19 protein-coding genes are annotated in these 21,494 nt (G+C 37.9%); 1 reads left to right on the top strand and 18 read right to left on the bottom strand.

Annotated features, from left to right (window positions below; genetic code table 11):
- Positions 1-15: 15 nt before the first annotated feature.
- From rfbA to B2107_RS12665, 5 genes are all read right to left on the bottom strand, one after another.
- Positions 16-882, bottom strand: a complete 867-nt coding sequence (rfbA, locus tag B2107_RS12645; RefSeq protein ID WP_293956010.1) for a glucose-1-phosphate thymidylyltransferase RfbA — start codon at positions 880-882, stop codon at positions 16-18.
- Positions 883-949: 67 nt separating this feature from the next.
- Positions 950-1,810, bottom strand: a complete 861-nt coding sequence (gene rfbD / locus B2107_RS12650) for a dTDP-4-dehydrorhamnose reductase (RefSeq protein WP_293956011.1) — start codon at positions 1,808-1,810, stop codon at positions 950-952.
- Between the two features lie 5 nt (positions 1,811-1,815).
- Positions 1,816-2,370 (bottom strand): dTDP-4-dehydrorhamnose 3,5-epimerase, encoded by a 555-nt coding sequence (gene rfbC, locus B2107_RS12655; protein WP_293956013.1) that lies wholly within the window; start codon positions 2,368-2,370, stop codon positions 1,816-1,818.
- 2 nt (positions 2,371-2,372) lie between these two features.
- Positions 2,373-3,428 carry a dTDP-glucose 4,6-dehydratase gene (rfbB, locus tag B2107_RS12660; protein ID WP_293956015.1) on the bottom strand — a complete coding sequence of 352 codons (1,056 nt, stop codon included), beginning with the start codon at positions 3,426-3,428 and terminating at the stop codon, positions 2,373-2,375.
- 175 nt (positions 3,429-3,603) lie between these two features.
- Complete coding sequence (locus tag B2107_RS12665) at positions 3,604-5,604, bottom strand: polysaccharide biosynthesis protein (protein WP_293956016.1); 2,001 nt, start codon at positions 5,602-5,604, stop codon at positions 3,604-3,606.
- Positions 5,605-6,093: 489 nt separating this feature from the next.
- Between B2107_RS12665 and B2107_RS12670 the strand changes: the two genes are divergently transcribed.
- A complete protein-coding gene (locus B2107_RS12670; protein ID WP_293956017.1) occupies positions 6,094-6,888 on the top strand; it encodes a tyrosine-protein phosphatase in 795 nt (264 codons plus the stop codon).
- 27 nt (positions 6,889-6,915) lie between these two features.
- On the opposite strand, the gene B2107_RS12675 is transcribed toward B2107_RS12670, so the two are convergent.
- From B2107_RS12675 to B2107_RS12735, 13 genes are all read right to left on the bottom strand, one after another.
- Positions 6,916-7,860: a UDP-glucuronic acid decarboxylase family protein gene (locus B2107_RS12675; RefSeq protein WP_293956018.1), complete on the bottom strand. Its 945-nt coding sequence runs from the start codon at positions 7,858-7,860 to the stop codon at positions 6,916-6,918.
- Positions 7,861-7,886: 26 nt separating this feature from the next.
- A complete protein-coding gene (locus B2107_RS12680; RefSeq protein ID WP_293956019.1) occupies positions 7,887-9,017 on the bottom strand; it encodes a hybrid sensor histidine kinase/response regulator in 1,131 nt (376 codons plus the stop codon).
- Positions 9,018-9,137: 120 nt separating this feature from the next.
- Positions 9,138-10,196 carry an endonuclease/exonuclease/phosphatase family protein gene (locus tag B2107_RS12685; RefSeq protein ID WP_293956020.1) on the bottom strand — a complete coding sequence of 353 codons (1,059 nt, stop codon included), beginning with the start codon at positions 10,194-10,196 and terminating at the stop codon, positions 9,138-9,140.
- A gap of 10 nt (positions 10,197-10,206) precedes the next feature.
- Positions 10,207-12,024 carry a PAS domain-containing sensor histidine kinase gene (locus tag B2107_RS12690; RefSeq protein WP_293956021.1) on the bottom strand — a complete coding sequence of 606 codons (1,818 nt, stop codon included), beginning with the start codon at positions 12,022-12,024 and terminating at the stop codon, positions 10,207-10,209.
- A 13-nt stretch (positions 12,025-12,037) separates the two neighbouring features.
- Positions 12,038-13,225 carry a glycosyltransferase family 2 protein gene (locus B2107_RS12695; RefSeq protein WP_293956022.1) on the bottom strand — a complete coding sequence of 396 codons (1,188 nt, stop codon included), beginning with the start codon at positions 13,223-13,225 and terminating at the stop codon, positions 12,038-12,040.
- An 18-nt stretch (positions 13,226-13,243) separates the two neighbouring features.
- Positions 13,244-14,113 carry a glycosyltransferase family 2 protein gene (locus tag B2107_RS12700; RefSeq protein WP_293956023.1) on the bottom strand — a complete coding sequence of 290 codons (870 nt, stop codon included), beginning with the start codon at positions 14,111-14,113 and terminating at the stop codon, positions 13,244-13,246.
- A gap of 7 nt (positions 14,114-14,120) precedes the next feature.
- On the bottom strand, positions 14,121-15,278 hold the full coding sequence (locus B2107_RS12705) for a glycosyltransferase family 4 protein (protein WP_293956024.1): 1,158 nt from the start codon (positions 15,276-15,278) through the stop codon (positions 14,121-14,123).
- A 4-nt stretch (positions 15,279-15,282) separates the two neighbouring features.
- Positions 15,283-16,428, bottom strand: coding sequence for a glycosyltransferase family 4 protein (locus B2107_RS12710; protein ID WP_293956025.1), 1,146 nt, complete (start codon positions 16,426-16,428; stop codon positions 15,283-15,285).
- A gap of 4 nt (positions 16,429-16,432) precedes the next feature.
- Entirely contained in the window at positions 16,433-17,272 is an 840-nt protein-coding gene (locus B2107_RS12715; protein ID WP_293956026.1) for an SP_1767 family glycosyltransferase, read from the bottom strand.
- A 50-nt stretch (positions 17,273-17,322) separates the two neighbouring features.
- The gene (locus B2107_RS12720) at positions 17,323-18,465 is read right to left on the bottom strand and encodes a hypothetical protein (RefSeq protein WP_293956027.1); all 1,143 of its coding nucleotides are present in this window, start codon (positions 18,463-18,465) and stop codon (positions 17,323-17,325) included.
- A gap of 41 nt (positions 18,466-18,506) precedes the next feature.
- Positions 18,507-19,949, bottom strand: a complete 1,443-nt coding sequence (locus B2107_RS12725; protein WP_293956028.1) for a lipopolysaccharide biosynthesis protein — start codon at positions 19,947-19,949, stop codon at positions 18,507-18,509.
- Positions 19,949-20,890, bottom strand: coding sequence for a glycosyltransferase (locus tag B2107_RS12730; protein ID WP_293956029.1), 942 nt, complete (start codon positions 20,888-20,890; stop codon positions 19,949-19,951). Before B2107_RS12730 ends, B2107_RS12725 begins: the two co-directional genes overlap by 1 nt.
- A complete protein-coding gene (locus B2107_RS12735; protein WP_293956031.1) occupies positions 20,883-21,479 on the bottom strand; it encodes an acyltransferase in 597 nt (198 codons plus the stop codon). Before B2107_RS12735 ends, B2107_RS12730 begins: the two co-directional genes overlap by 8 nt.
- Positions 21,480-21,494 lie beyond the last annotated feature (15 nt).

Genomic DNA, 21,494 nt, shown 5'->3' on the forward strand with positions numbered 1-21,494 from the left:
GTTATCTAGGGATAGTTAAGAGCCTTTAACAATTCTTTTCAAATACTCTCCATAGCCTGACTTACAGAGTGGCGCAGAAATTTTCAGTAGCTGCTGTTTATCAATGTAACCCATTCTGTAGGCAACTTCTTCTATTGCCCCTATTTTCATTCCTTGCCGCTCCTCTATTACTTGTACAAATTGCCCTGCCTGCATGAGAGACTGGATCGTTCCGGTATCCAACCAAGCTGTACCACGATCAAAAATTCCGACTTTTAATTTACCGCGGCGAAGATACTCTTTATTGATATCTGTTATCTCCAGTTCTCCACGGGGGGAAGGTGCAATATTTTTTGCGATACTAACCACTTCGTTATCATAAAAATAAATTCCCGGAACAGCATAATTCGATTTAGGCGATTGTGGCTTCTCTTCAATAGAAATCACATTATTTTTTTCATCAAATTCAACGACTCCATACCGTTCCGGATCCTGCACCGGATAGGCGAAGACCACTCCGCCATCAGGGTCTGAAGAAGATTGCAATAGCTTTGAAAGTCCAGAGCTGTAAAATATATTGTCCCCTAAAATCAGGGCTACTTTATCATCACCAATAAATTCCTCTCCCAGCAAAAATGCCTGCGCAAGCCCGTCTGGGCTAGGTTGCTCTTTATATACAAAACGGCACCCCAATTGTGAACCATCACCTAATAACTTTTCAAAATTAGGTAGATCCTGTGGAGTGGATATAATCAAAATTTCACGTATTCCGGCCAGCATCAAGGTAGACAACGGATAATATATCATAGGTTTATCATATACGGGCATCAATTGTTTACTTACAGCAAGTGTCAGTGGGTGCAATCGCGTGCCTGAACCGCCAGCCAATATAATTCCTTTCATTTTCACGTTATTTAGTGAAGAAGACTTTACGATACTAACGTCGACAAAGCCTCTTGTTATCGTCAATCTATTTATCTTTAAATTCTTCAGTAAGCATGGTGCCCAAACTTACTTTCCAGTTTGGAACTTGTATTCCAAACGTACTTCTTATTTTTGATTTATCAAGCAATGAATACATCGGTCTACGAGCAGGGGTCGGATATGCACTTGTTGGAATTGACCTGACTTCACAGTCGAACGAACGAAAGTCACGTATTGCTACAGCAAAGTCATACCACGAAATTTCGCCTTCGTTACTATAGTGGTAAATACCAGCTTTCCATTCGACGGAATCCAAAACTTTCAAAATTACCAAGGCTAGATCTTTTGCATAAGTGGGACTTCCTATTTGATCGCTGATTACGTTAACTTCATCTCGTTCGGTCATTAGGCGACACATGGTTTTTACAAAGTTTTTACCGTAGGAAGAATACACCCAGGAAGTCCGTATAATGATTGCCTGAGGATGCCATTTCCGAATGGCACGTTCCCCCGCAAGCTTAGTTTGTCCATATACGTTGATGGGATTAGTGGTCGCATGCTCAGTTAAAGGAGAAGCAGAAGACCCATCGAAAACATAATCTGTTGAAATAGCTATAAGTTTGGTATTATGAAGACGGCAGTATTGAGCAATCTCTTCACAAGCCAAATGATTGACCAAATTGGTCGTAACTTGATCCGTCTCAGCTTTATCCACCGCTGTGTATGCTCCCGCATGAATAATCAAATCGGGCTGATACATACCCAAAATTTGCTGTATGATCTGAATTTGATCCAATGGCAATTGCTTTCGATCTAAGAAATAACACTCATATACTGTATTATACAGCAAAAGATCTTTTAGTTCCGAACCAAGTTGACCTGAAGCTCCTGTTATAACAATTCGCATATCATCTAAATTAATTTCAGGCGCAATTTTTTAAAGGATTGTGCTTCCTTGTCCTTCTGTGAGAGAGTCATTTCTTCATGAGGTATTTGCCAGTTTATAGCCAATTCAAAATCTACAGGATTTACTCCTTCTTCCGATTCTTTGTGATAGTTATTATCACATTTATAGAAAAAAACTGCATGTTCTGATAATACAGAGAAGCCATGTAAGAAACCTCTCGGAACAAATAGCTGTTTTCTATTTTCAGCTGAAAGCTCTACAGCAATATGTTGTCCGAAGGTACTTGATCCCGGACGAACATCGACAGCAACATCCAGCACTCTCCCTTCAACGACTCGAACTAACTTAGCCTGAGCATGATCGCCGGCCTGCAAATGTAGCCCCCTCACAACACCAAACTGTGATTTGGATTGATTGTCTTGAACAAAATGAGGTTTATAACCAAGTATCGCAGTTAGCTTTGTTTCATTAAATGACTCAAAAAAATAACCTCTTTCGTCTTCGTAAACTGTGGGTTCAAGTATAAAACATCCTTTCAGTTTTGTCTCGGTATACGTCATCCTTATGCGTCTTTGTATTGATTGTCGTAATATTTCTTATAATCGCCCGATGTCACATGCTCCAGCCATTCCTGATTAGACAAGAACCAATCTATCGTCCGCGACAAGCCTTCTTCAAACGTTACCGAAGGATACCATCCCAATTCCTTATTGATCTTGGTTGCATCAATTGCATAACGCAAATCGTGTCCGGGACGGTCTTTAACAAAAGTAATTAATTGCATCGAAGAGTCTTGTTCACGTCCCAGTTTCTCGTCCATTTGTTTACATAGCTCTTTGATCAGATCTATATTTTGCCACTCATTGAATCCACCGACGTTATATGAGTCACCATTTTTACCCTCATGAAAAACGAGATCTATAGCTTTTGCGTGATCAATTACATATAACCAATCGCGGGTATATTTTCCATCGCCATAAACCGGGAGAGGCTTATTATTTAAAATATTATGAATGCAAAGCGGAATCAATTTCTCAGGAAAATGATTAGGTCCATAATTGTTTGAACAGTTTGTTAAAACAATAGGTAAGCCGTAGGTATCATGATAAGCCCGGACAAAATGATCCGAACTTGCCTTAGAAGCGGAATAAGGTGAATGAGGATCATATTTTGTCTCTTCAGTAAAAAATCCCGTATCGCCAAGCGCACCAAATACCTCATCGGTAGATACGTGATGAAAACGCTTCCCTTCAAAATTATCCTTCCAAATTGCATTGGCTGCATTCAATAAATTGACAGTTCCAATCACGTTGGTCATCACGAAAGCTGTAGGATCAACAATCGAACGGTCAACATGAGACTCGGCTGCCAGATGGATAACTCCATTTGGCTGATATTTTTGAAAAACATCCACAATGAGCTGCTGATCTGTAATATCTGCTTTAAGAAAAGTATAATTTGGTAAGTGCTCGATATCTTTTAAATTCTCGAGATTGCCGGCATAGGTCAATGCATCCAGATTGATAATTTGATATTCTGGATACTTCAGCACAAACTCACGCACAACATGTGAACCTATAAATCCGGCTCCCCCGGTAATTAAAACTGTTTTATTCATATAATAACTCTCGATAGTTTAGACCATTCGCCTACAAGTGATAACTTCGCTAAATAGTTCGTTAAAATTAGGATGATTTTTGTAAATTGACAAGCTTTAATCCATAAGCAAACCGAATATAGCAANNTTGCTATATTCGGTTTGCTTAAATGTCGGACTGGACTTAAAATAAAATTTACAACACATTCTTTACCAAAGAATATACGGGTACCTCTATGGGTTTCTCATGAACTAATTCAATTTCTTTCTTCTTTACGACCGTGTCCAACACTTCATATTCCGAATTCTGAGATTTAAACTCTGGCACGACTTCCTTCATCGCAGCGACAAGCCCCATAAAATCAGGCAGTAGTGTATCGGCATCCAAAATCTGTTGACAGATGGCATTAATACGATCCGCTTTAAGTGAAAGCTCATCATGATTTACTTTTGCAATCATGATTTTTGGATGATGTGTTTTCACAGTATTTTCATTGTTTGCCAAAAGTTCTTCATAAATTTTTTCTCCTGGGCGCAATCCAACAATTTTGATATCAATATCCTCAGGGTAACGGTACCCCTTTAGTTTGATCATTCTTTTGGCCAAATCGATTATTTTAACAGACTTGCCCATATCGAATACAAAAATCTCACCTCCTTTTCCCATTACACCCGCTTCTTGCACAAGTTGACAAGCTTCAGGAATAGTCATAAAAAAACGTGTGATGTCTGGATGAGTTAACGTCAATGGACCGCCATCGGCCATCTGCTTTTCAAATAGCGGTATAACCGAGCCATTTGAACCAAGTACATTGCCAAACCGAGTGATAATAAAGCTCGTATCAGATTTTCCGCTGCAACTACTTACATAAATCTCAGCCATACGTTTGGTGGCTCCCATAACGTTGGTAGGGTTTACGGCTTTATCTGTGGATACCATGACCATCTTTTTTGTACCATAATGCATACAGAGATCCGCAACTATTTTACTTCCCAATACATTAGTCTGGATGGACTCGTAAGGGTTAGCTTCCATCAATGGAACATGCTTATAAGCCGCTGCATGGAAAACCAAATCAGGTTTATATTCGTCAAATATCCGTTGCATAAATGCAAAATTCCGCACATCCCCAACGACACAATGTAAATGCTCAGCAAAAGTAGCCTTAATGGATTGCTGTACATCATAAATTGCGGACTCTGCTTGATCAAGAAGGATCAATTTCTTATAATGCCGTCTTGCAATCTGCCGAGCTAATTCCGAACCAATAGATCCAGCGGCACCTGTTACTAAGATAACTTTACCGCGCATTTCGTCTTCAATTTCTGGATGATCCAACTTAATCGGTTTACGTCCCAATAAATCTTCTATCTTTAAAGGTCGAATTTCACGTTTGGCGCCGGAGTTAAGTAATATCCGGGCCGGTGGCATTATTTTCAGTTCAAGCCCAAGATTTTGAAACCAATCTGAGACATATTCAAGCCGTTCGGGATCGTTATTTTCAACCGCAATGATTACTTGAGTTATATGGCATTTCTCCACATATTCTTTCGTAATTTCGGTAATATCTTTAATTTTTAAACCTGCCAAGCGCTTACCTATCCGTGATATTTTATCTTCAACAAAGGCGACCACCTGATACTTCGTCCGCTGGTCTTCCTTTAATAAAGAAAATGATACTAGCCCTGGTCTCGAAGCACCAAATATCAATACATTCTCCCCTTTCCTACCTGGCAGAAAAAGATATTCATAAATAGTCCGATAGATTACACGCGCCCCTACCATAATGACCAGCAAAATTGTAGCCTGCATCGTCAATACGCCATACGACAATCTGAGATAATCTCCTGCCAAAGTTCCTTTATTAAAGATAGTTTTGATAATAAACGTGAAAACCATTAGCAGAATATAGGCAGATCCCACCGTTTTAAATATTTTAATAGTGTCTCGAATGCCAGTTTGTCGAACAATTCCTCGAAAGGTATCGTAGCATAAGAACATCAAGAGGTAAATGGGCAATATAACAACAACTTTTTTTAACATCAATTCGATATCAAATACTCCCTTGAAGTTGTTGACCACATAATTAGAAAACACATAGCTTGCAAACACAAACCACATGTCGATCATTAAAATGACCCATCTTGGATTGTCCTTTCTCAGGCGCCTTCTTAAATCTCCTAGAGAACCCATCATAGCTTTTTCTCTTATTTTATTAAATGTTACTGACCGTGTCTGCGACAAACGGACACAATCTGATATGGCTTTGTTATAATATTTTATAAAGGAAATGCAAGATAGTTAAATTTTCGCACTCAAATTACTCCTACGATAAAATATCATTAAAAAGAACCCTATCGATTGATTTATCATCGTGGACTAAGCAACTATTATACCGAAACTGTTACATTCAAAAAATAATGGCATGAATAGAGTATAATTAATAGCACAGCGCATCATATTTAACATATGTAGACTGATAAAAAATAATTCTCTAATGTCATTTGCCGGAGGTTTAAAGCATATCATTCGGCCTTATGCATATCGATGTAATTATTGGCATATTGTTTGTAATAGGTACCGCGTAGTCATGGAAAGGAATTTGTAACTTACCCTTCACTTATATAGCTTGAAACACCAGTCCTTTTACTACACTATTTGCACAACAATAATAAGATTTGCATCATGGGATTTTTTAGTAATTTGTTTGGGAAAAAGACTTCATCAATCCGCTCTTTAGCGCAGTTGGAATTTTTACAAGTAGACATGCACAACCATCTGTTACCAGGTATTGACGATGGAAGTAACTCTGTGCAACAATCCCTACATTATATTCAGGAACTGCAGCGCTTAGGCCTTAAAAAGTTTATCTGTACTCCACATATCATGGCCGGCGTACATCAGAACACCAAATTTAGTATTGAACATGCGAAAGATTCACTGGTAGCGGGATTAAAGAAATCCGGCAATGATGTGGATATATTTGGCGCGGCTGAACATATGATTGATGAAAATCTTTCTTTATTGATCCGTGAAAATGAACTATGCGTAATGCCAGGCGGTTATGTATTGATTGAAATGTCTTATTTATCCGAATCGAAAGCTTTGTTTCATACCATATTAAATATACAAAAATTAGGTTACAAACCTATTCTAGCTCATCCTGAACGTTATAATTATTACCATAGCAATTTTAACATTTATAAGCAGATCAAAGATGCAGGCTGCTTACTCCAGTTAAATCTACTTTCCTTAAGCCGATACTATGGGGTTGATGTCAAAGCTATCGCGATGACCCTATTGAAATCCGGTATGTATGATTTTGTCGGAACCGACCTTCATCACCAACGCCATCTTGACGCTTTAAAAAATATAGTTGAGAAATACCCGATTCGTGAGATGTTAAGAACTTCACCTATCTTAAATGAATCACTCCTTGATCATATCGATCAGCATAAAGGTCAAGTGATCGCTGTATAAACGGGAAATACAATCACTATAAATTTTTTATAAACATGTTTTAAAATAGTCTATTGTCCTCGACAATCCCTCTTCAAGTTGAATCTTGGGATTCCAGTCCAGGCAATTTTTGGCTACTTCAATATCAGGCTTCCTTTGTTGTGGATCGTCTTGAGGTAATGGCAAAAACTTAATCTGCGATTTTGAGCCAGTCTGTAAGATCACCTGTTCCGCTAATTGGAATATAGTAAATTCATTGGGGTTACCGATATTTACTGGTCCGATAAAAGAGGGTTCTGCAGCCATCATTCTTATCATTCCTTCTACCAAGTCATCTACGTACTGGAAACTTCGGGTCTGACTGCCTTCTCCATAAATGGTAATATCTTTATTTTGTAAGGCTTGCATAATAAAATTAGATACTACTCTCCCGTCCTGTGGATGCATACGTGGACCATAGGTATTAAAAATCCGAACGATCTTTATCGCAATATGGTGTTGCCGATGATAATCCATAAACAATGTTTCGGCACATCGCTTTCCTTCGTCATAGCAGGAACGAATACCAATAGGATTCACATTTCCCCAATAGCTCTCAGGCTGTGGATGGATGTGTGGGTCGCCATAAATTTCACTTGTAGAGGCCTGTAAAATACGCGCATTTACCCGTTTTGCAAGTCCAAGCATATTGATTGCCCCCATAACGGATGTTTTAATCGTTTTTATCGGATTATACTGATAGTGAACTGGACTGGCGGGACAGGCAAGATTATATATTTCGTCCACCTCAGCTAAAAAAGGTTCTGTCACGTCATGCCGCACAAGCTCGAAATAAGGGTTTTGCAATAGGTGAACGATGTTAGATTTATCCCCAGTAAAGAAGTTATCCATACAGATGACCTCGTTCCCGTCCTTAAGCAAACGTTCGCACAGATGTGAACCTATAAATCCAGCTCCTCCCGATACTAATACTCTTTTTTTTAGGTTATACATAAATTAGTAATTTATACTGTGAATTTTTAATGGTTAGACGGGTTATCCAGCAATGGAACACGAAAGCCGAAACGTGAGCCGATATGTTCTTCCGATTCGAAAAAGAAGGCCCCACCGTTTTGTTGGATAAAATGGTAAACAACCCACAGTCCCAAACCCTTACCTTTTTCCCGCATTGGCGTAATCTTACCCTCTTCCATAATTTGGTCTTGTAACTGACGCTGTGCATCCAAGCTCATTCCCACTCCTGTATCGATAAATTCGACAACAGCATCATCTTTATCGCGATATAAATTGAGCCTGATCAGGGAATTTTCGTGGCTAAACTTCACCGCATTGATCAAAAGATTCCTCAACATACTTTTCATAATGTCTACATCAAAAAAGATCTGCAAACTAGACTCTAAAGTTAACTGTATGTCGATATTTTTCAACTTGGCTGTCGGTTGTAGCGTCTCAACTACACCTTTAACCATTTCATCAAACTCAATTTCCTGGGGCATGTAACTTAGTACACCCAAGCTATTTTTAGTCCATTTGAGCAAATTGTCCAAAACGCTAAAAAGTTGCTCAGCGATATCATTCCCAGTATTGACCATATCGGCATACCCAGTATTACTGCTTTCGGGGCTCATGGTCAAAATATTTAAGATCATTTTTAATGAAGATATTGGACTTCGGAGATCATGTGCCAGAATAGCATACATTCTATCCCGGTTTAATATTGCTTCCTGAAGCTGTGCTGTCTGTTTGGCAATCGTATTGCCCGATTCAATAAGCTTGATCTGATGTTTGATACGTTGAAGTAATTCCTTTTTGTTAAAAGGCTTCGAAACGTAGTCAACACCACCACTATCAAATCCACGCACAACATCATCAGCAGACTTTAAGTTCGTAATAAACAATACCGGAATATGTTTATACTGTTCCATGGATTTCAACTCCGCTGTCAGATCAAATCCATTTTTTTCGCCCATGACAACATCCATTAAAATAAGGTCAATCCGATGATTTCCCAAATTTTCGAATGCTCCTTTAGCACCTGAAGCAGAGAATACGGTGAAATGTTCGCGCTCTAAGATTTCTTTTAATACAAAAAGATTTAACTCAGAATCCTCTACGATGAGAATATTATACGTTGAAAAATCAATTTCCATAGATCATTATAACTTAATTAGATATTATATAGAAGGATCCAATCATTCTTTACCATTCATAAACCAATATTACGTTATTAATTGCTGCAATAATTTGTGTAGCAAAAATATTATACAATATCAATTTATCTTTAAATCAACTAATACAGGAAGATGGTCACTATAGTCAACATTGCCTGTACTATAATTTATAGCCCGGAATTCATTGCCGGAAAAGAAAACAAAATCAATCCGGAAGAGCTTCATTAAATAGGCATAGGTATAGCCATATCCATTACCCGCTTCGCAAAACGCATCCTTTAGATTTCCTTTAATTTTATGATAACTATATGAGTTAGGACTGTTATTGAAGTCTCCACAAATAAGTGTAGGAAAAGGTGATTTATCGATTATATTTCTTAAACAATCTGCCTGGGCACCTCTCAACCTGAAATTTCCCGACATTGTTTTAATTGCACTCCACCATTTAACCACTACATTTTCGGCAGCTAATAGATTTCCTTTCACCTGGTTCCAATTTGTCGTTTGCAAATGGCAAGTTCCAATTCGGATCTTTTCACCTTTAAAGGAAAGATCGACGAAAATCGCACAATTCGGACGTTCCTCAAATGATACAGTCTGAACTGAGTCCAAAGGAAACTTGCTTAAGATAGCAAGCTGATTATTTCCTGAATTGCTTTCTGTCATTATTAAATATGGAAACTGGCCAAATACCTCCTTCAATTTCGACACCGAACAGTCGGCCGGCACCTCTTGTAAACATAACGTATTTACTTGCTGTGATTCAATATAGGAAGCAATCTGTTCCATGGAAGATAAATTATAAATCATTTTGAATTCACGGACATTATACGACGCTAAGCGTATGTCTGCCGTTTCATTCTGTTCAGTCGAGTTTACTTGAATTATCTTTGCGAAATAATGAAAGTTAGCCAATATTGCTATTAACGGACAAATACTATACCAACTGCGCCTGTAAAGGCCAATAATAAGGAAAAGCAAATTACTAAAGACAAGCGCTGGCAATAACACACCAAGCCATTGAAAAAAAACAGTGGTCTGTGGCGAGATAAACAACGCTAAAAAAGACAATGAGGTAAGCAGCGCTACGATAACAACTACAAATCTAACTAACGCGCCGGTTATACTAAACGGTCTAAATTCAAACTCTTGCGCCATAAAATATTATTTAAACCTGTTCAATTAGGGGAAATCTTATGCTAAAAGTTGCTCCCTCTCCAAGCTCCGACTCGACACTTAATTGCCCATTCATCTGCTCAACGATACCCTTACAAATCGCCAAACCTAACCCTGTACCCTTATCCAATGAGTTAATCTTATAAAACCGATTGAAGATCAATGCATGATTTTCCTTGGCTATGCCTATACCATTATCCTTTACATAAAACACTATATGATCATCGTTTAGAGTGTAACCAACATGCACAGCACCTTCTGGCGGTGTAAATTTTAAGCTGTTATTAATAAGATTGACCAGAACCTGAATGACCCGACCACGATCCAGTCTCGCCACAACCTCCCTTTCTGGAATGTCAAAAATTATCGCTGGCTGCTCATCATTGGGCAGGAAACTCATTGATAATTCATTTAATATTCCCTTAAGAGACACATCCGAATTCTTTAGCCTAACGCTACCTGCATCCATTTGTGACATTTCAAGCACGTCGGTTATCAACCGCAGCAACTGGCTACTATTAGCGTTGAGGAGCTCACCATATTCCTTTCGCAATTCAGGATCTGGCGTATCTGCAATAATACTTCCAAAACCCATAATGGCACTAAGCGGAGTACGGATTTCATGATTCATATTGGAGATAAAGGCAGACTTTAATCGTTCGGATTCCTCTGCTGCTTCCTTTGAGCGCAAGAGTTGCTCTTCATAACGTAGCTGATCAGAGATATCGCGCTTGATGGTCCAGACAATATCCTCACCATTGCCATTTTTGATCATCAGCGAACTGCATTCAGAACCGATAATATCCAATTCTGGATACAGCGTATCACAGCGGTATTGATAATAACCCGAAGCAGAAATGATTTTTTGCACCGATAAATCCCAAGCTTCTTGTGTGGTGAACTCACGCAGACATTCAAAGATCTTTAAGTCAGTTATATCTTCCTGTTCATTCAGACCATTTTGCTTCCGGCATGCTTTATTTGCAAAAGCCATATTACCATTTTTATGACATGCAAAAATACTATACGGTGCATTATCAACTACCGCAAGCACCATTTCAAGTTCATTTCTATTTTTAATGAAATCACTTACATTTTGCGAAAAACCTTCTATTATACATACATTGTTTTCAAGGCGTTTGGCATATTTTGTCGCCCGCACATAGGTGATGGGAACACCAGATTGCTTTATACGGTATTCAAATGTACTATTCTCTATGGAATCATTATGTAGAAATGTCTCCATTCCTTTTCTGTCATCTGGATGGACATAATTCAGTAACTGTGCCAAAGTGATCTTCTCAGGTGCTTCCAGATTTCTTTTGTGTAAATTAGAATAACCATTGTGTATTAATTCTTGACGCTGCAGATCATAGGTCCAATGGCCAATCATGGCGACCTTTCCCACTTCAAGCTGTGCGGTAAGAGCCGATTTAAGACGGTATTTCATATTACTTCTTTGAGTAATATCCCGATACTGGCAAATTAAATGTTCGTCATCAAATTTGTGAATCAGAAATTTGAAATAATACATCTGTTCATCTGTTGGAAGATCGTAATTTAGATTGGAGGTTTCCCCTGTCTGACGACAAAATGCAAATTCCTGTTCAATGAGCCTCGATGTCGGTTGGGGCAAAAGGGACAAAATATTCTTGCCAATCACATCGACGTCAGGATTTAGAATTGGATTATTTGTTTTCATTATTGCATCCACGCAAATGTTATCACGATTGATTAACAATAATGTATCGCAAGTTATATTCAGTATCTTCTCCAAGAACTTTAAATCATGTAATATTTTTTTCTCCATAACATTCATAGGTTTATTTTCTTTGAGATTTCTCCCACCCGCCAACAAAGCGCCTGCTAAATAAATAGTAAATTCCACGCATCACATTGATGTTCATAAACAAAAAGTAGTACGGGATATAAAATAATTTCGAACTATTGGGATTATTTCGCCGCGCATATCCCAAAGCCGCACAAAGATAACAGAGACACTGAAGCGCAAAAATGACGTAAAACACATTGAATGATGATGAATTTCGATATCCAAGAATGGCCGACAAGGGAAAGAGAGCAAAAAGGGCAAAAGGTGTGACAGACCACCGCAGCACACGATGTGAAATATACTGAAAACTCAGCTTCCCAAACTTAAACACATTTAATAACGGAAGTAACCTTCCTATAGACTGCCATCCACCTGCAGCAATACGTCTTTTCCGCTTACCTTCTTCTTCCATGTTTAGCGACCCGTACTCGACAGCATAGGCATTGGATGTGTAGGCAATCCGATGGCCTTGTTGTGCAATACGCATTGATAGCATAAAATCATCCAACAAGGTATCTTCTTCCATCGAAGTGAATAATTCTGTTCGCACTGCAAATAATTCTCCTGCAGCTCCTACAGCAGAATAGAACTCAAAGTCTAACTTTTTCAGCAGCGATTCATATTTCCAATAAGCTCCCTCCCCTTTTGATGAAACAGTATCATCACTGCTAAAAGCCACTCTTTTCTCGCCAGAGACACAACCTATTGTTGGATCACTAAATTGGTCGGCAATAATTTTCAAAGCCTCTACATTTAGCAAACAATTTGCATCGCTAAACACAACAATTGGAGTTTTAACATATTCCATACCATGGTTAACGGCAGCGGTTTTGCCTCTCCTAAGGGGTGACCCGATAATCTCAACCATCGGATACTGTTTCAATAGCTCACGACTTTGGTCTGTACTCCCATCTATAACCCATAGGATATGTAACCTGTCTACTGGGTAATCAAGTTCAAGGCAATTTGACATTTTTTCAGGGATAATTTCCGCCTCATTATAAGCGGTAATAAATAACGTCAATGGAGGAAACTGCTTTCCCTCACTGTTTTGCCCCCCCTGCTTTCTGTGAATGGGGTATGGAAATAACCTGGCTAGTATAAAAATTACGATAGCATAACCGATATAGGTATATAGCACCAACAACAGGGCGCTCCAAAAGAAAATATTCAAACTCATTTGTATTAAATAGATTACCTATTTCCTCTTATCACTTTTAATTAAATTTGAATCCTCATCTTTGTAACTATCCGATTTGGAGAAAATCAATAAGAAATTCTTGAATGCTCTCTTCAAACGAACTTTAAAACTATTGAATAAGGTTCCATCCGCAGAGAGAGTACCATAACCTGTCATTGCTTTTGCTTTTTTATCGCGAACAAAAGCTATCTTGCCAAACTTCTTCAAACCTAATGCTAAAGATCCATCCTCTCCTCTTATAATATCAGTACGTATCCCAACTTTTTGGGCTAATTCAGTATGATAAGCAAACACTAATCCCCTAACACTAAGTTCGGGTCTCTTTATAGACTGGACAAATAAAAAAATGTCTCGCGCCCACGTATATAGCCATAGCGAAAATCGACTGTGATCCTTATCTGGAATATAGCCCCAGGAAGCACTTGCAGCCACCACACCCTTTTCTTTTAATGCACTCACCATCACATCTACATAATCGCTTGGATAAAGTGTATCTGCGTCGATATTAAGATGATATTTCCCCCTCGCATGGTTCAACCCGCATAGCCTAGCAAAACCACATCCATTTTTCTGCTCATTAAAATATCTGATACCCGATTTTTTAAAAATTTCTTCCGTTTTATCAATCGAATTATTATTCACTCCAATAATTTCGATAGGATAACGGGATTTTAGATCACTTAGCGACCACAAACAGGCCCATAAATTCTTATCCTCATTATATGCAATTACTGAGATCGTGACCAAAGGTTCTATCACTTCAAATTTTTTAAGCTGGTTCGCTATAGTATCGATGGTAGACTGAGAGACTTGATCTGGAGTAACCTGATAAACAGATAAATATTTCGCATACCACTTGTTCTTCATATCATTATCATTCTACCGGTTGTATAGATTCAAAAAGTTCTTTCCATTGTTTTGCTATATTTTCCAAATCAAATTTTTTAACATCCCTTCTTGCATTTCTTCCCATTTCTTTTCTCTTCACATCATCCTCAATGAGTAAACATATTCCTTCAGCCAACAGTTTAACATTACCATTCTCTACCAGTAATCCATTTTCCCCGTCAATGATAATATCCTTCGGGCCACAAGGACACATAAAAGATACTGGTGGAACGCCATAAGCCATTGTCTCCCCCAAAACCAATGGGAATCCCTCATACCTTGACGATAATACAAAGATCGAACTATCATTGTATTTTTCAGCAATTGAAGAGGTTCCATTTTCCAAAAAACAACTATGCGACAGGCCCAACTTCCTTATCATCGACATATATATATCCTGATCTCCACCACCATAAATTTTTAATATCCAATCCTGATGCTTTCTAGAGACTAATTGCCAAGACTCAATCAGCAAATCGAATCCTTTTTGATAAGTCATTCTTCCAACAGCAATCACCTGTTTGTTATTAAGCAATGCCGCTTCATCAGGATAGAAAGATAAGGGATTTGAGATTACAGAAACATTGTTAAGTTCGTGCCAATAGCCCGCGTCTTCATGCGTTAGCACAACAAAAGCTGAAAGTTTTCTCAAATTTTTAATGAGCTGCGCCTGCCATAATTTAGATATTCCTCTCCTTATAAAGCCTGGAAATCTCGTATCTGTAAACTGACGATATACCAACCTATTAAAGTGTAATTCGCCAACCTTCAAACTACCATCCTTTAATTCATGAATGAAATTGATGTCTCGCCTCAATAGTGACACCGTAATATCAGGCTTTATAATACACAACTCTTCTTCGAGTCTTCGCTTAAATAAGCGCTGTTTTTTCCAATAGCTCCATGACCTTCTCAATAACGGTAACGAAAAAATGCCGTCAAAGTTTATATCGAGGTGATGCAATTGTATTTTTTCATCTAAGGCATAATAAGGCGCTGATCCTTTTCCGTCGGTAACAAAAATGTGAATCTCATAATCAAACTCTCTGACGAAATAATTTACCTTTGCTGTAAGCACTCTTTCCATTCCACTCGGATAAAACAAACCTGGAATAATGTAAGCTAGCTTAAGTCTCCTTTTCATATAGTTAATCACTTTTAGTGTGTTTACCAAAAGAATCAAATAGGTCTTTCCATCGATCTGCTATATTTTCAACCTGAAACCGAGCACTATTTAGCTGTGCTCTTTTCCCCATTTCCTTTCTAAGTAGATCGTCTTTTATCAAGTCACAAATTCGTTTGGCTAATTCCTCTATATTTCCATTTTCAACTAAATATCCATCTTCACCATCACGAACTATTTCACTTGGGCCTGAGGGGCAATCAAATGCAACAGCAGGTAATCCACATGCCATAGCCTCAATCAATACCATACCAAACCCCTCATAACGTGAAGATAGCACAAAAATAGAGCTATCGCAATATTTCTTTTCAATAGCGGTCGTGCTAGGTCTTAATCTACAGCTTTCTTCTAAGCCTAGACGATTAATTTCATTTTGAAGTTCAACTGGACTACCATCACCATAGATTTTTAAAACCCAATCTGGATGGCGGACATTTACAATGCGCCATGCTTCTATTAGTAGATCAAATCCTTTTTGAGGAACATACCTCCCCACTGCAATAACTTGCTTTGCTTGGCAAGAAGACTGTTCTCTAGGTCGCAAAACTATCGGATTAGGAATCACGTGTACGTTTGATAATTCAGGCCAAAAACTTTTTTCTTGCGCTGTAAGAAAAACGACCGCGTCCATCAATTTTAGCTTTTCAAGCCTTATAGTATCTTTTCTCTTTCGCAAAAAACCATTTAGGCCCTTAGGAAAATTTGGATGATAAAACTCTTTAGTGACATGCAATTCTGCCACTTTAACACTTCCATCATTTAACAATGGTAAAAAGTTAATTTCTCGCCTAATCGTAGAAATTACGATATCTGGCTTTTCTTGTCGCAGAATTTGTAGAAACCTATTTTTAAATCGACGATAAAGAAAAGGAAAACGAAGCACTTTCAATAAAGGCGACTGGTCAAAAGGGTAATCAATACGCACATCAATGTCAACATGCTTCACTTTTTCAGACAACGGAAAAAAGGTGGGTTTATTTAGTTGTTCAGATGTCATTAAAACCACTTCCACATTCGGTAGATGATCAGCAAAATAATTTGCTTTAAAAATGATAATACGTTCCAATCCTCCAGATGTATACAGTGAAGGTAAATAATACAAAATTTTCATCCCCTCAAAACAGCCTTTTTAAAATCTGACGTTGATATAGATCCTCGTCCTTTACCACAACCTGATCGCCGCCGATCACTTCATTGACATATTTAGACGTTATATTGATTTTATGTTTAGCGCCCATCCTTAACCATTCATATTCAATATCAATATGTCCGACATCTATCGCCTGATAACCTAATTTGGATAAATCATACGCCAATACCGTCGCTGTTGGCCCCAAGGCAATCAAGATAAGACTATTTTTAGCCAATTTGCTTGCCTCCTCGATAATTAAATCGTATTGGTCGAATGCACTTTTTGACCGGCACAAGATCCGACCGACACTTTTGACATTATTAAACAGATCATTACCTACTCCCAAGCGACTTTTTTCTCCTTCTATGAAAATGATATCCCGCTTTTCCCAAATTTGCTTTAACATATTAAACCATTGAATTGACTTTTTCTGGTCTAGGAAATCAATATACGGGCGCGTGATAAAGGTATTTCCATACCTTTTACCTTGCTTGAGATATTTATCCCACAAATAACCATACAAATAAAAATGCGCACGCCAAAATCGACGCGCACGCCTATTGTATCTTTCCAAACCGACAAATGCATCTGACACACATACGATATGGTTTGTAAGATCACTCGTAATGACTTCGGCCAATCGTTTAGACAATTCGGTATCAGGATGCTGAAAACGAATTCCCTCACCACCTATCAAGAGCATTTCACCATCGCCAAATCGACTAACAGAACTGTTTTTGGAAATAATATGTTGAATAGTTTCATCAATTGTCATAACATCTGGTAATAATCGCTGTTTCCTCCGTGTTAGAAGCTCCAACATATTGTACCATTCTATTATTATATTGTAATGAAATTTATCCTTAAATTTATTTAGGAATGATAGCATCGGTACAAATTTAAATGTTCTAAAACTTTTTTCATTTGATTCCTCCAGGATAATTCATAAACATCATCTCTAATGCGTGATGGTTCCCAATCTTTAGACAAGCAATAGGATACAATTTGATCAATATCAATAGGCGATTCATCCGGCGCAGCCTTTAAAATATAAGGCTTATTTTCAAAATCAGAATCTATCTCTGAATACATAAAAGGTATCCCTCTCGCTGCATACTCCCGGGTCTTTAAAGTTCTTATGTACGTTATCCCACTACGATGTCTGGCCAAACTACCGATAGCAAAATCTGCCTGGTCAAACATAACATCAAGGTTCTCACCCCAAAGAGCACCATGCATGAAAACATACTGCTGTACTCCCGCCGCTTCGATAGCGGAAAATATTTCATTATGTTCCCTTGCTCCACTTATATTGCCAACGATATCGAAATAGACTCGGCATCTCGGATTTCGATTATAATATACACCTAACCCCCTTATCACACGATCAAATCCATGCCAAAAATGAATTTCCGCCACCCCCAGCAAATGAATCTCCTCCTCATTTCGAGCTTTTTTAATTCGTAGCGGAATTTCATCTAGATCAATCCCATTAGAGATTTTGATTGTCTTTGCACCAAAAATTTCATTCTCTTCAGTAAATGTCACAATACCATCTAATACCAAAGCCATGGATCTTCGAAAAAACCGATCCGGCATTTGTACAATTTTATCGATAAAACGAGTATATTCTTGATCATAAGGATATGTTGGAACTTCCACGACTACTTTCGCTCCAGCTCTTTTGAATTCTCTCAATGCACCAATTATAGCCGGACTCGAGTTGTGATAAGAACGCATGTATATTAAATCAAACTGCTCTCTACGCACATACGCGGTTAATTCATCAAAGTCCCATCTCTTTCTTAATTTTGCAAAAATCCCCTTTCCAAAATCCGCAATCACTTCATTATCTACAATCCATGCACGATGCCCATTATTTAGCACTTCATAATAGCATAACTTGACATTTGCTCCGCATTGTTGGAGTCCTCTAACCTGCCCAAAAATCTTTTTACTAATACCATTGTGGGCACTAAAGCCATGAAAGACGAGAAATAAAACTTTTAATTCCATAGATTGTGATGTTGGGCCAATTAACGGTCTGATGATCAGTCTTAACGTCCTCTTTTTAAGTATAACTCCAAATAAGATCTATATCCGCCAAACCAGGTAAAAGCAATAAAAAAAGCAGATGACACACATATCTTAATAATCAGCTTATACCATATTGTATCAGTTATAAAAAAGATCTTACATATATACAGTAAAAACGTCAATAATAAACCCGCTAAAACTGGCTTTGCTAAAAGATAAAAAAAAGAAAGCATATCTCTACTAAAAACTTTTTTATAGAGGATTAAATAGGTAAATAGGAATGTAATAAAATTTGTAATTACAAGACATGCAGCCACCGCCACAATGGCATTAAAATAGAAAACACCCAATAATATCCCACCTATATTCAGCGAGGCTGAAAGTAATCCTGAGAAAAACATATACTTCGTATCTCCGGTTGTTTGAAAAATCGATCCTGACGAAGATAAAATGAGCTGGATGCCCACAGTTAAGCTCAATAACTGAAATACCGGAACTGCTTGTTTCCATTGCGCTCCAAAAAATACATAAATCAGATCTTCGGCGGCAAAGTAAAGGAATGCCGTGAGAGGAAATCCAATTAAGGCCAATACAGATACAAGTTGTTCAGTCGCGACAATAAGTTGCATTTTATCTCCTTTTTTCAAACTCAAGATCGGGTGTATCACCGGTGTAATTACCTGCGTGATATTTTGCAACGGCAAGGACATCAATTGATAGGCTTTGTCATAATAGCCTAAGATATGCACACCCAGATATCTTCCGATGAGCAATGTGTCCGAATTTTTACTAAAATAGTTTACGATATTGAATAAAAACTGAAATATAGAGTAACGTAGAATGGGCCTTACTTCGTCCAAAGACACCCTTAATTTAAAAGGCAATGGAAAATGTAGATAGGAAACGATAAAAAGAAGTATACTATATAAAATAGGATTAATCAGAAGTGCATAAATACCTACCCCCGAAAAAGCAGCAGTTATTGACACCACCCCCAAAATGATCTGAATAGTAAAGCTTCTGATGGCAATAAATTTGAACATCCTTTCGCGATAGAACAAGGCATTGGGCACTACTGAGCTTGCTGTAAAAAATAGGCCTAGTGCTAATAGCCTAATGATATTTTGAAGTATGGGCTGATCGTAGTACTGCGCTATTTTAGGGGCAATCAAAACAAGGACTAGAGCTAAGAAACCTCCCAAATAGCAAGATATAGAAAAGAGATTACCAAGTTCATCTTTTGTCAAATTTTTATATTGAATGACGGCAGGAAACAGCCCGATATCTGCAATCAAATTCAGGAAAGCTATAATAACCATAGCAATTGCGATTACTCCAAACTGCTCAGGCGACAAAAGACGTGCAAGAACTGCAGTAACACCAAGAGAAATAATCAAGTTTGCATATTTCGCTATCGCAGTAAAAAAAACTCCAGATATAACCTGCTGCTTGGCACTTTCCATTAACTTCGTGTATATTTTTTAAATAATAATACGCATAGTGTCTTTATCTTAACATACTTTCGCCAGCGTCTTATACAGACCACAAAAACAGTAAGTCGATATTTCAGTGGCATTTTGTAAGCTTTCCAAACTGCGGCATTTATCATAGCACTAAGGTAAATAGTTACAATATCACGCATCTTCGCATTTTTTTTGGAATAATCCAACAATCTATTCCCCACAATGAAGTAGCTGTTTATATTTTTCAAGGAATAATCAACCATCATAATAGAACCATTCCTCAGACGACGCATAAAAAAAGTAGCTGGTATATAGCTGGTTTTATGAGCTTCCATAAACAAAATTGTTGTAAATAATTCATCCTCATGCACGATGCCTTTTTCAAACAGAAGTCCTATTCTAGTTAAAAAGGTTCTGTTTATAAAAAGAAGACATACAGAAGAAAAAAATTCATCGTACTCCAAAAGTTTTTCAAAAGCTTCAATTCCCGATAAAAGCACATTTGGCTCTATATATATTCTGCTATAATTGAATCTAGTTGACAGAGTTGTATCTTGGATCCCATCAGCGAATGTTTCAGCGTCAAAAAATACAAAATCTAAGTGATTTTCTTTACAACATTTATAACAGATCTGTAATGTATCTCTCTTGATAAGGTCATCACTATCCATAAAATAAATAAAGTTTCCTTTTGCATGCGCTATTCCAGTATTTCTAGCTCCAGACAAGCCCTGATTAGACTGGGAAAATACCCGTACCCTAGCATCTTTTTTAGCCCATTTTTCCAGAAGTGAAAGACTACAATCTGTAGAACCATCGTTGATCAATAGCAATTCAAAACTTTCAAAGGTCTGGCGCAATACACTCTCAACAGCGCTATCAACATATGCCTCGGTATTAAAAACGGGCATTATTATAGTTATTTCAGGCTGATTAATCATGATTTCTTACCCATTTTGTTTGTTGGTCGTCCCATTTTTTAACAACTTTAGCTGGGTTTCCAACAACTACAGAATATGGAGGGACATCTTTTGTCACCACCGAACCTGCCCCCACGACACAGTGTTCACCAATTGTAACTCCTGCCAAAATCACCGCATTTGCACCTATCCATACATTATGATCAATCTTCACAGGAGAGACTTCGATCCCCTGCTCTGCAATCGTTACATTAATATTTTCATATTTATGATTGAGTCCCGAAATCAACACATGTTGGCCTATTTGCACATAATCACCGATGCTTACAGGGCCTATTATGGTATTTCCAAAACCAATTCGTGAATTACTTCCAACAATAAGATCTCCTACTGCATTATTGATTAAAGAGTAAGATTCTACAACAGTCCGAGAACCGATTTGACATTTCCTAAACGGTACCAAGTCTTTACGCACACTACTATAAATAACAGCACCTCGTCCCTTATGTACATATAAAAACTGAAATAGTCTCAAATACCATCTCGGACGCGTTCGAACAGGATGCATTAATACCGTATGCAACCAACGTTTTAAACGAGGGGAATGCATTATTTTTTCTTTTAG

The sequence above is a fragment of the Sphingobacterium sp. UBA7855 genome (genome assembly GCA_002500745.1).
Lineage (GTDB): Bacteria > Bacteroidota > Bacteroidia > Sphingobacteriales > Sphingobacteriaceae > Sphingobacterium.

What these genes read in the sequence shown, in the direction of transcription:
- rfbA (WP_293956010.1), bottom strand. Translation starts at nt 882, where the DNA reads ATGAAAGGAATTATATTGGCTGGCGGTTCAGGCACGCGATTGCACCCA.
- rfbD (WP_293956011.1), bottom strand. Translation starts at nt 1,810, where the DNA reads ATGCGAATTGTTATAACAGGAGCTTCAGGTCAACTTGGTTCGGAACTA.
- rfbC (WP_293956013.1), bottom strand. Translation starts at nt 2,370, where the DNA reads ATGACGTATACCGAGACAAAACTGAAAGGATGTTTTATACTTGAACCC.
- rfbB (WP_293956015.1), bottom strand. Translation starts at nt 3,428, where the DNA reads ATGAATAAAACAGTTTTAATTACCGGGGGAGCCGGATTTATAGGTTCA.
- B2107_RS12665 (WP_293956016.1), bottom strand. Translation starts at nt 5,604, where the DNA reads ATGATGGGTTCTCTAGGAGATTTAAGAAGGCGCCTGAGAAAGGACAAT.
- B2107_RS12670 (WP_293956017.1), top strand. Translation starts at nt 6,094, where the DNA reads ATGGGATTTTTTAGTAATTTGTTTGGGAAAAAGACTTCATCAATCCGC.
- B2107_RS12675 (WP_293956018.1), bottom strand. Translation starts at nt 7,860, where the DNA reads ATGTATAACCTAAAAAAAAGAGTATTAGTATCGGGAGGAGCTGGATTT.
- B2107_RS12680 (WP_293956019.1), bottom strand. Translation starts at nt 9,017, where the DNA reads ATGGAAATTGATTTTTCAACGTATAATATTCTCATCGTAGAGGATTCT.
- B2107_RS12685 (WP_293956020.1), bottom strand. Translation starts at nt 10,196, where the DNA reads ATGGCGCAAGAGTTTGAATTTAGACCGTTTAGTATAACCGGCGCGTTA.
- B2107_RS12690 (WP_293956021.1), bottom strand. Translation starts at nt 12,024, where the DNA reads ATGGAGAAAAAAATATTACATGATTTAAAGTTCTTGGAGAAGATACTG.
- B2107_RS12695 (WP_293956022.1), bottom strand. Translation starts at nt 13,225, where the DNA reads ATGAGTTTGAATATTTTCTTTTGGAGCGCCCTGTTGTTGGTGCTATAT.
- B2107_RS12700 (WP_293956023.1), bottom strand. Translation starts at nt 14,113, where the DNA reads ATGAAGAACAAGTGGTATGCGAAATATTTATCTGTTTATCAGGTTACT.
- B2107_RS12705 (WP_293956024.1), bottom strand. Translation starts at nt 15,278, where the DNA reads ATGAAAAGGAGACTTAAGCTAGCTTACATTATTCCAGGTTTGTTTTAT.
- B2107_RS12710 (WP_293956025.1), bottom strand. Translation starts at nt 16,428, where the DNA reads ATGAAAATTTTGTATTATTTACCTTCACTGTATACATCTGGAGGATTG.
- B2107_RS12715 (WP_293956026.1), bottom strand. Translation starts at nt 17,272, where the DNA reads ATGTTGGAGCTTCTAACACGGAGGAAACAGCGATTATTACCAGATGTT.
- B2107_RS12720 (WP_293956027.1), bottom strand. Translation starts at nt 18,465, where the DNA reads ATGGAATTAAAAGTTTTATTTCTCGTCTTTCATGGCTTTAGTGCCCAC.
- B2107_RS12725 (WP_293956028.1), bottom strand. Translation starts at nt 19,949, where the DNA reads ATGGAAAGTGCCAAGCAGCAGGTTATATCTGGAGTTTTTTTTACTGCG.
- B2107_RS12730 (WP_293956029.1), bottom strand. Translation starts at nt 20,890, where the DNA reads ATGATTAATCAGCCTGAAATAACTATAATAATGCCCGTTTTTAATACC.
- B2107_RS12735 (WP_293956031.1), bottom strand. Translation starts at nt 21,479, where the DNA reads ATGCATTCCCCTCGTTTAAAACGTTGGTTGCATACGGTATTAATGCAT.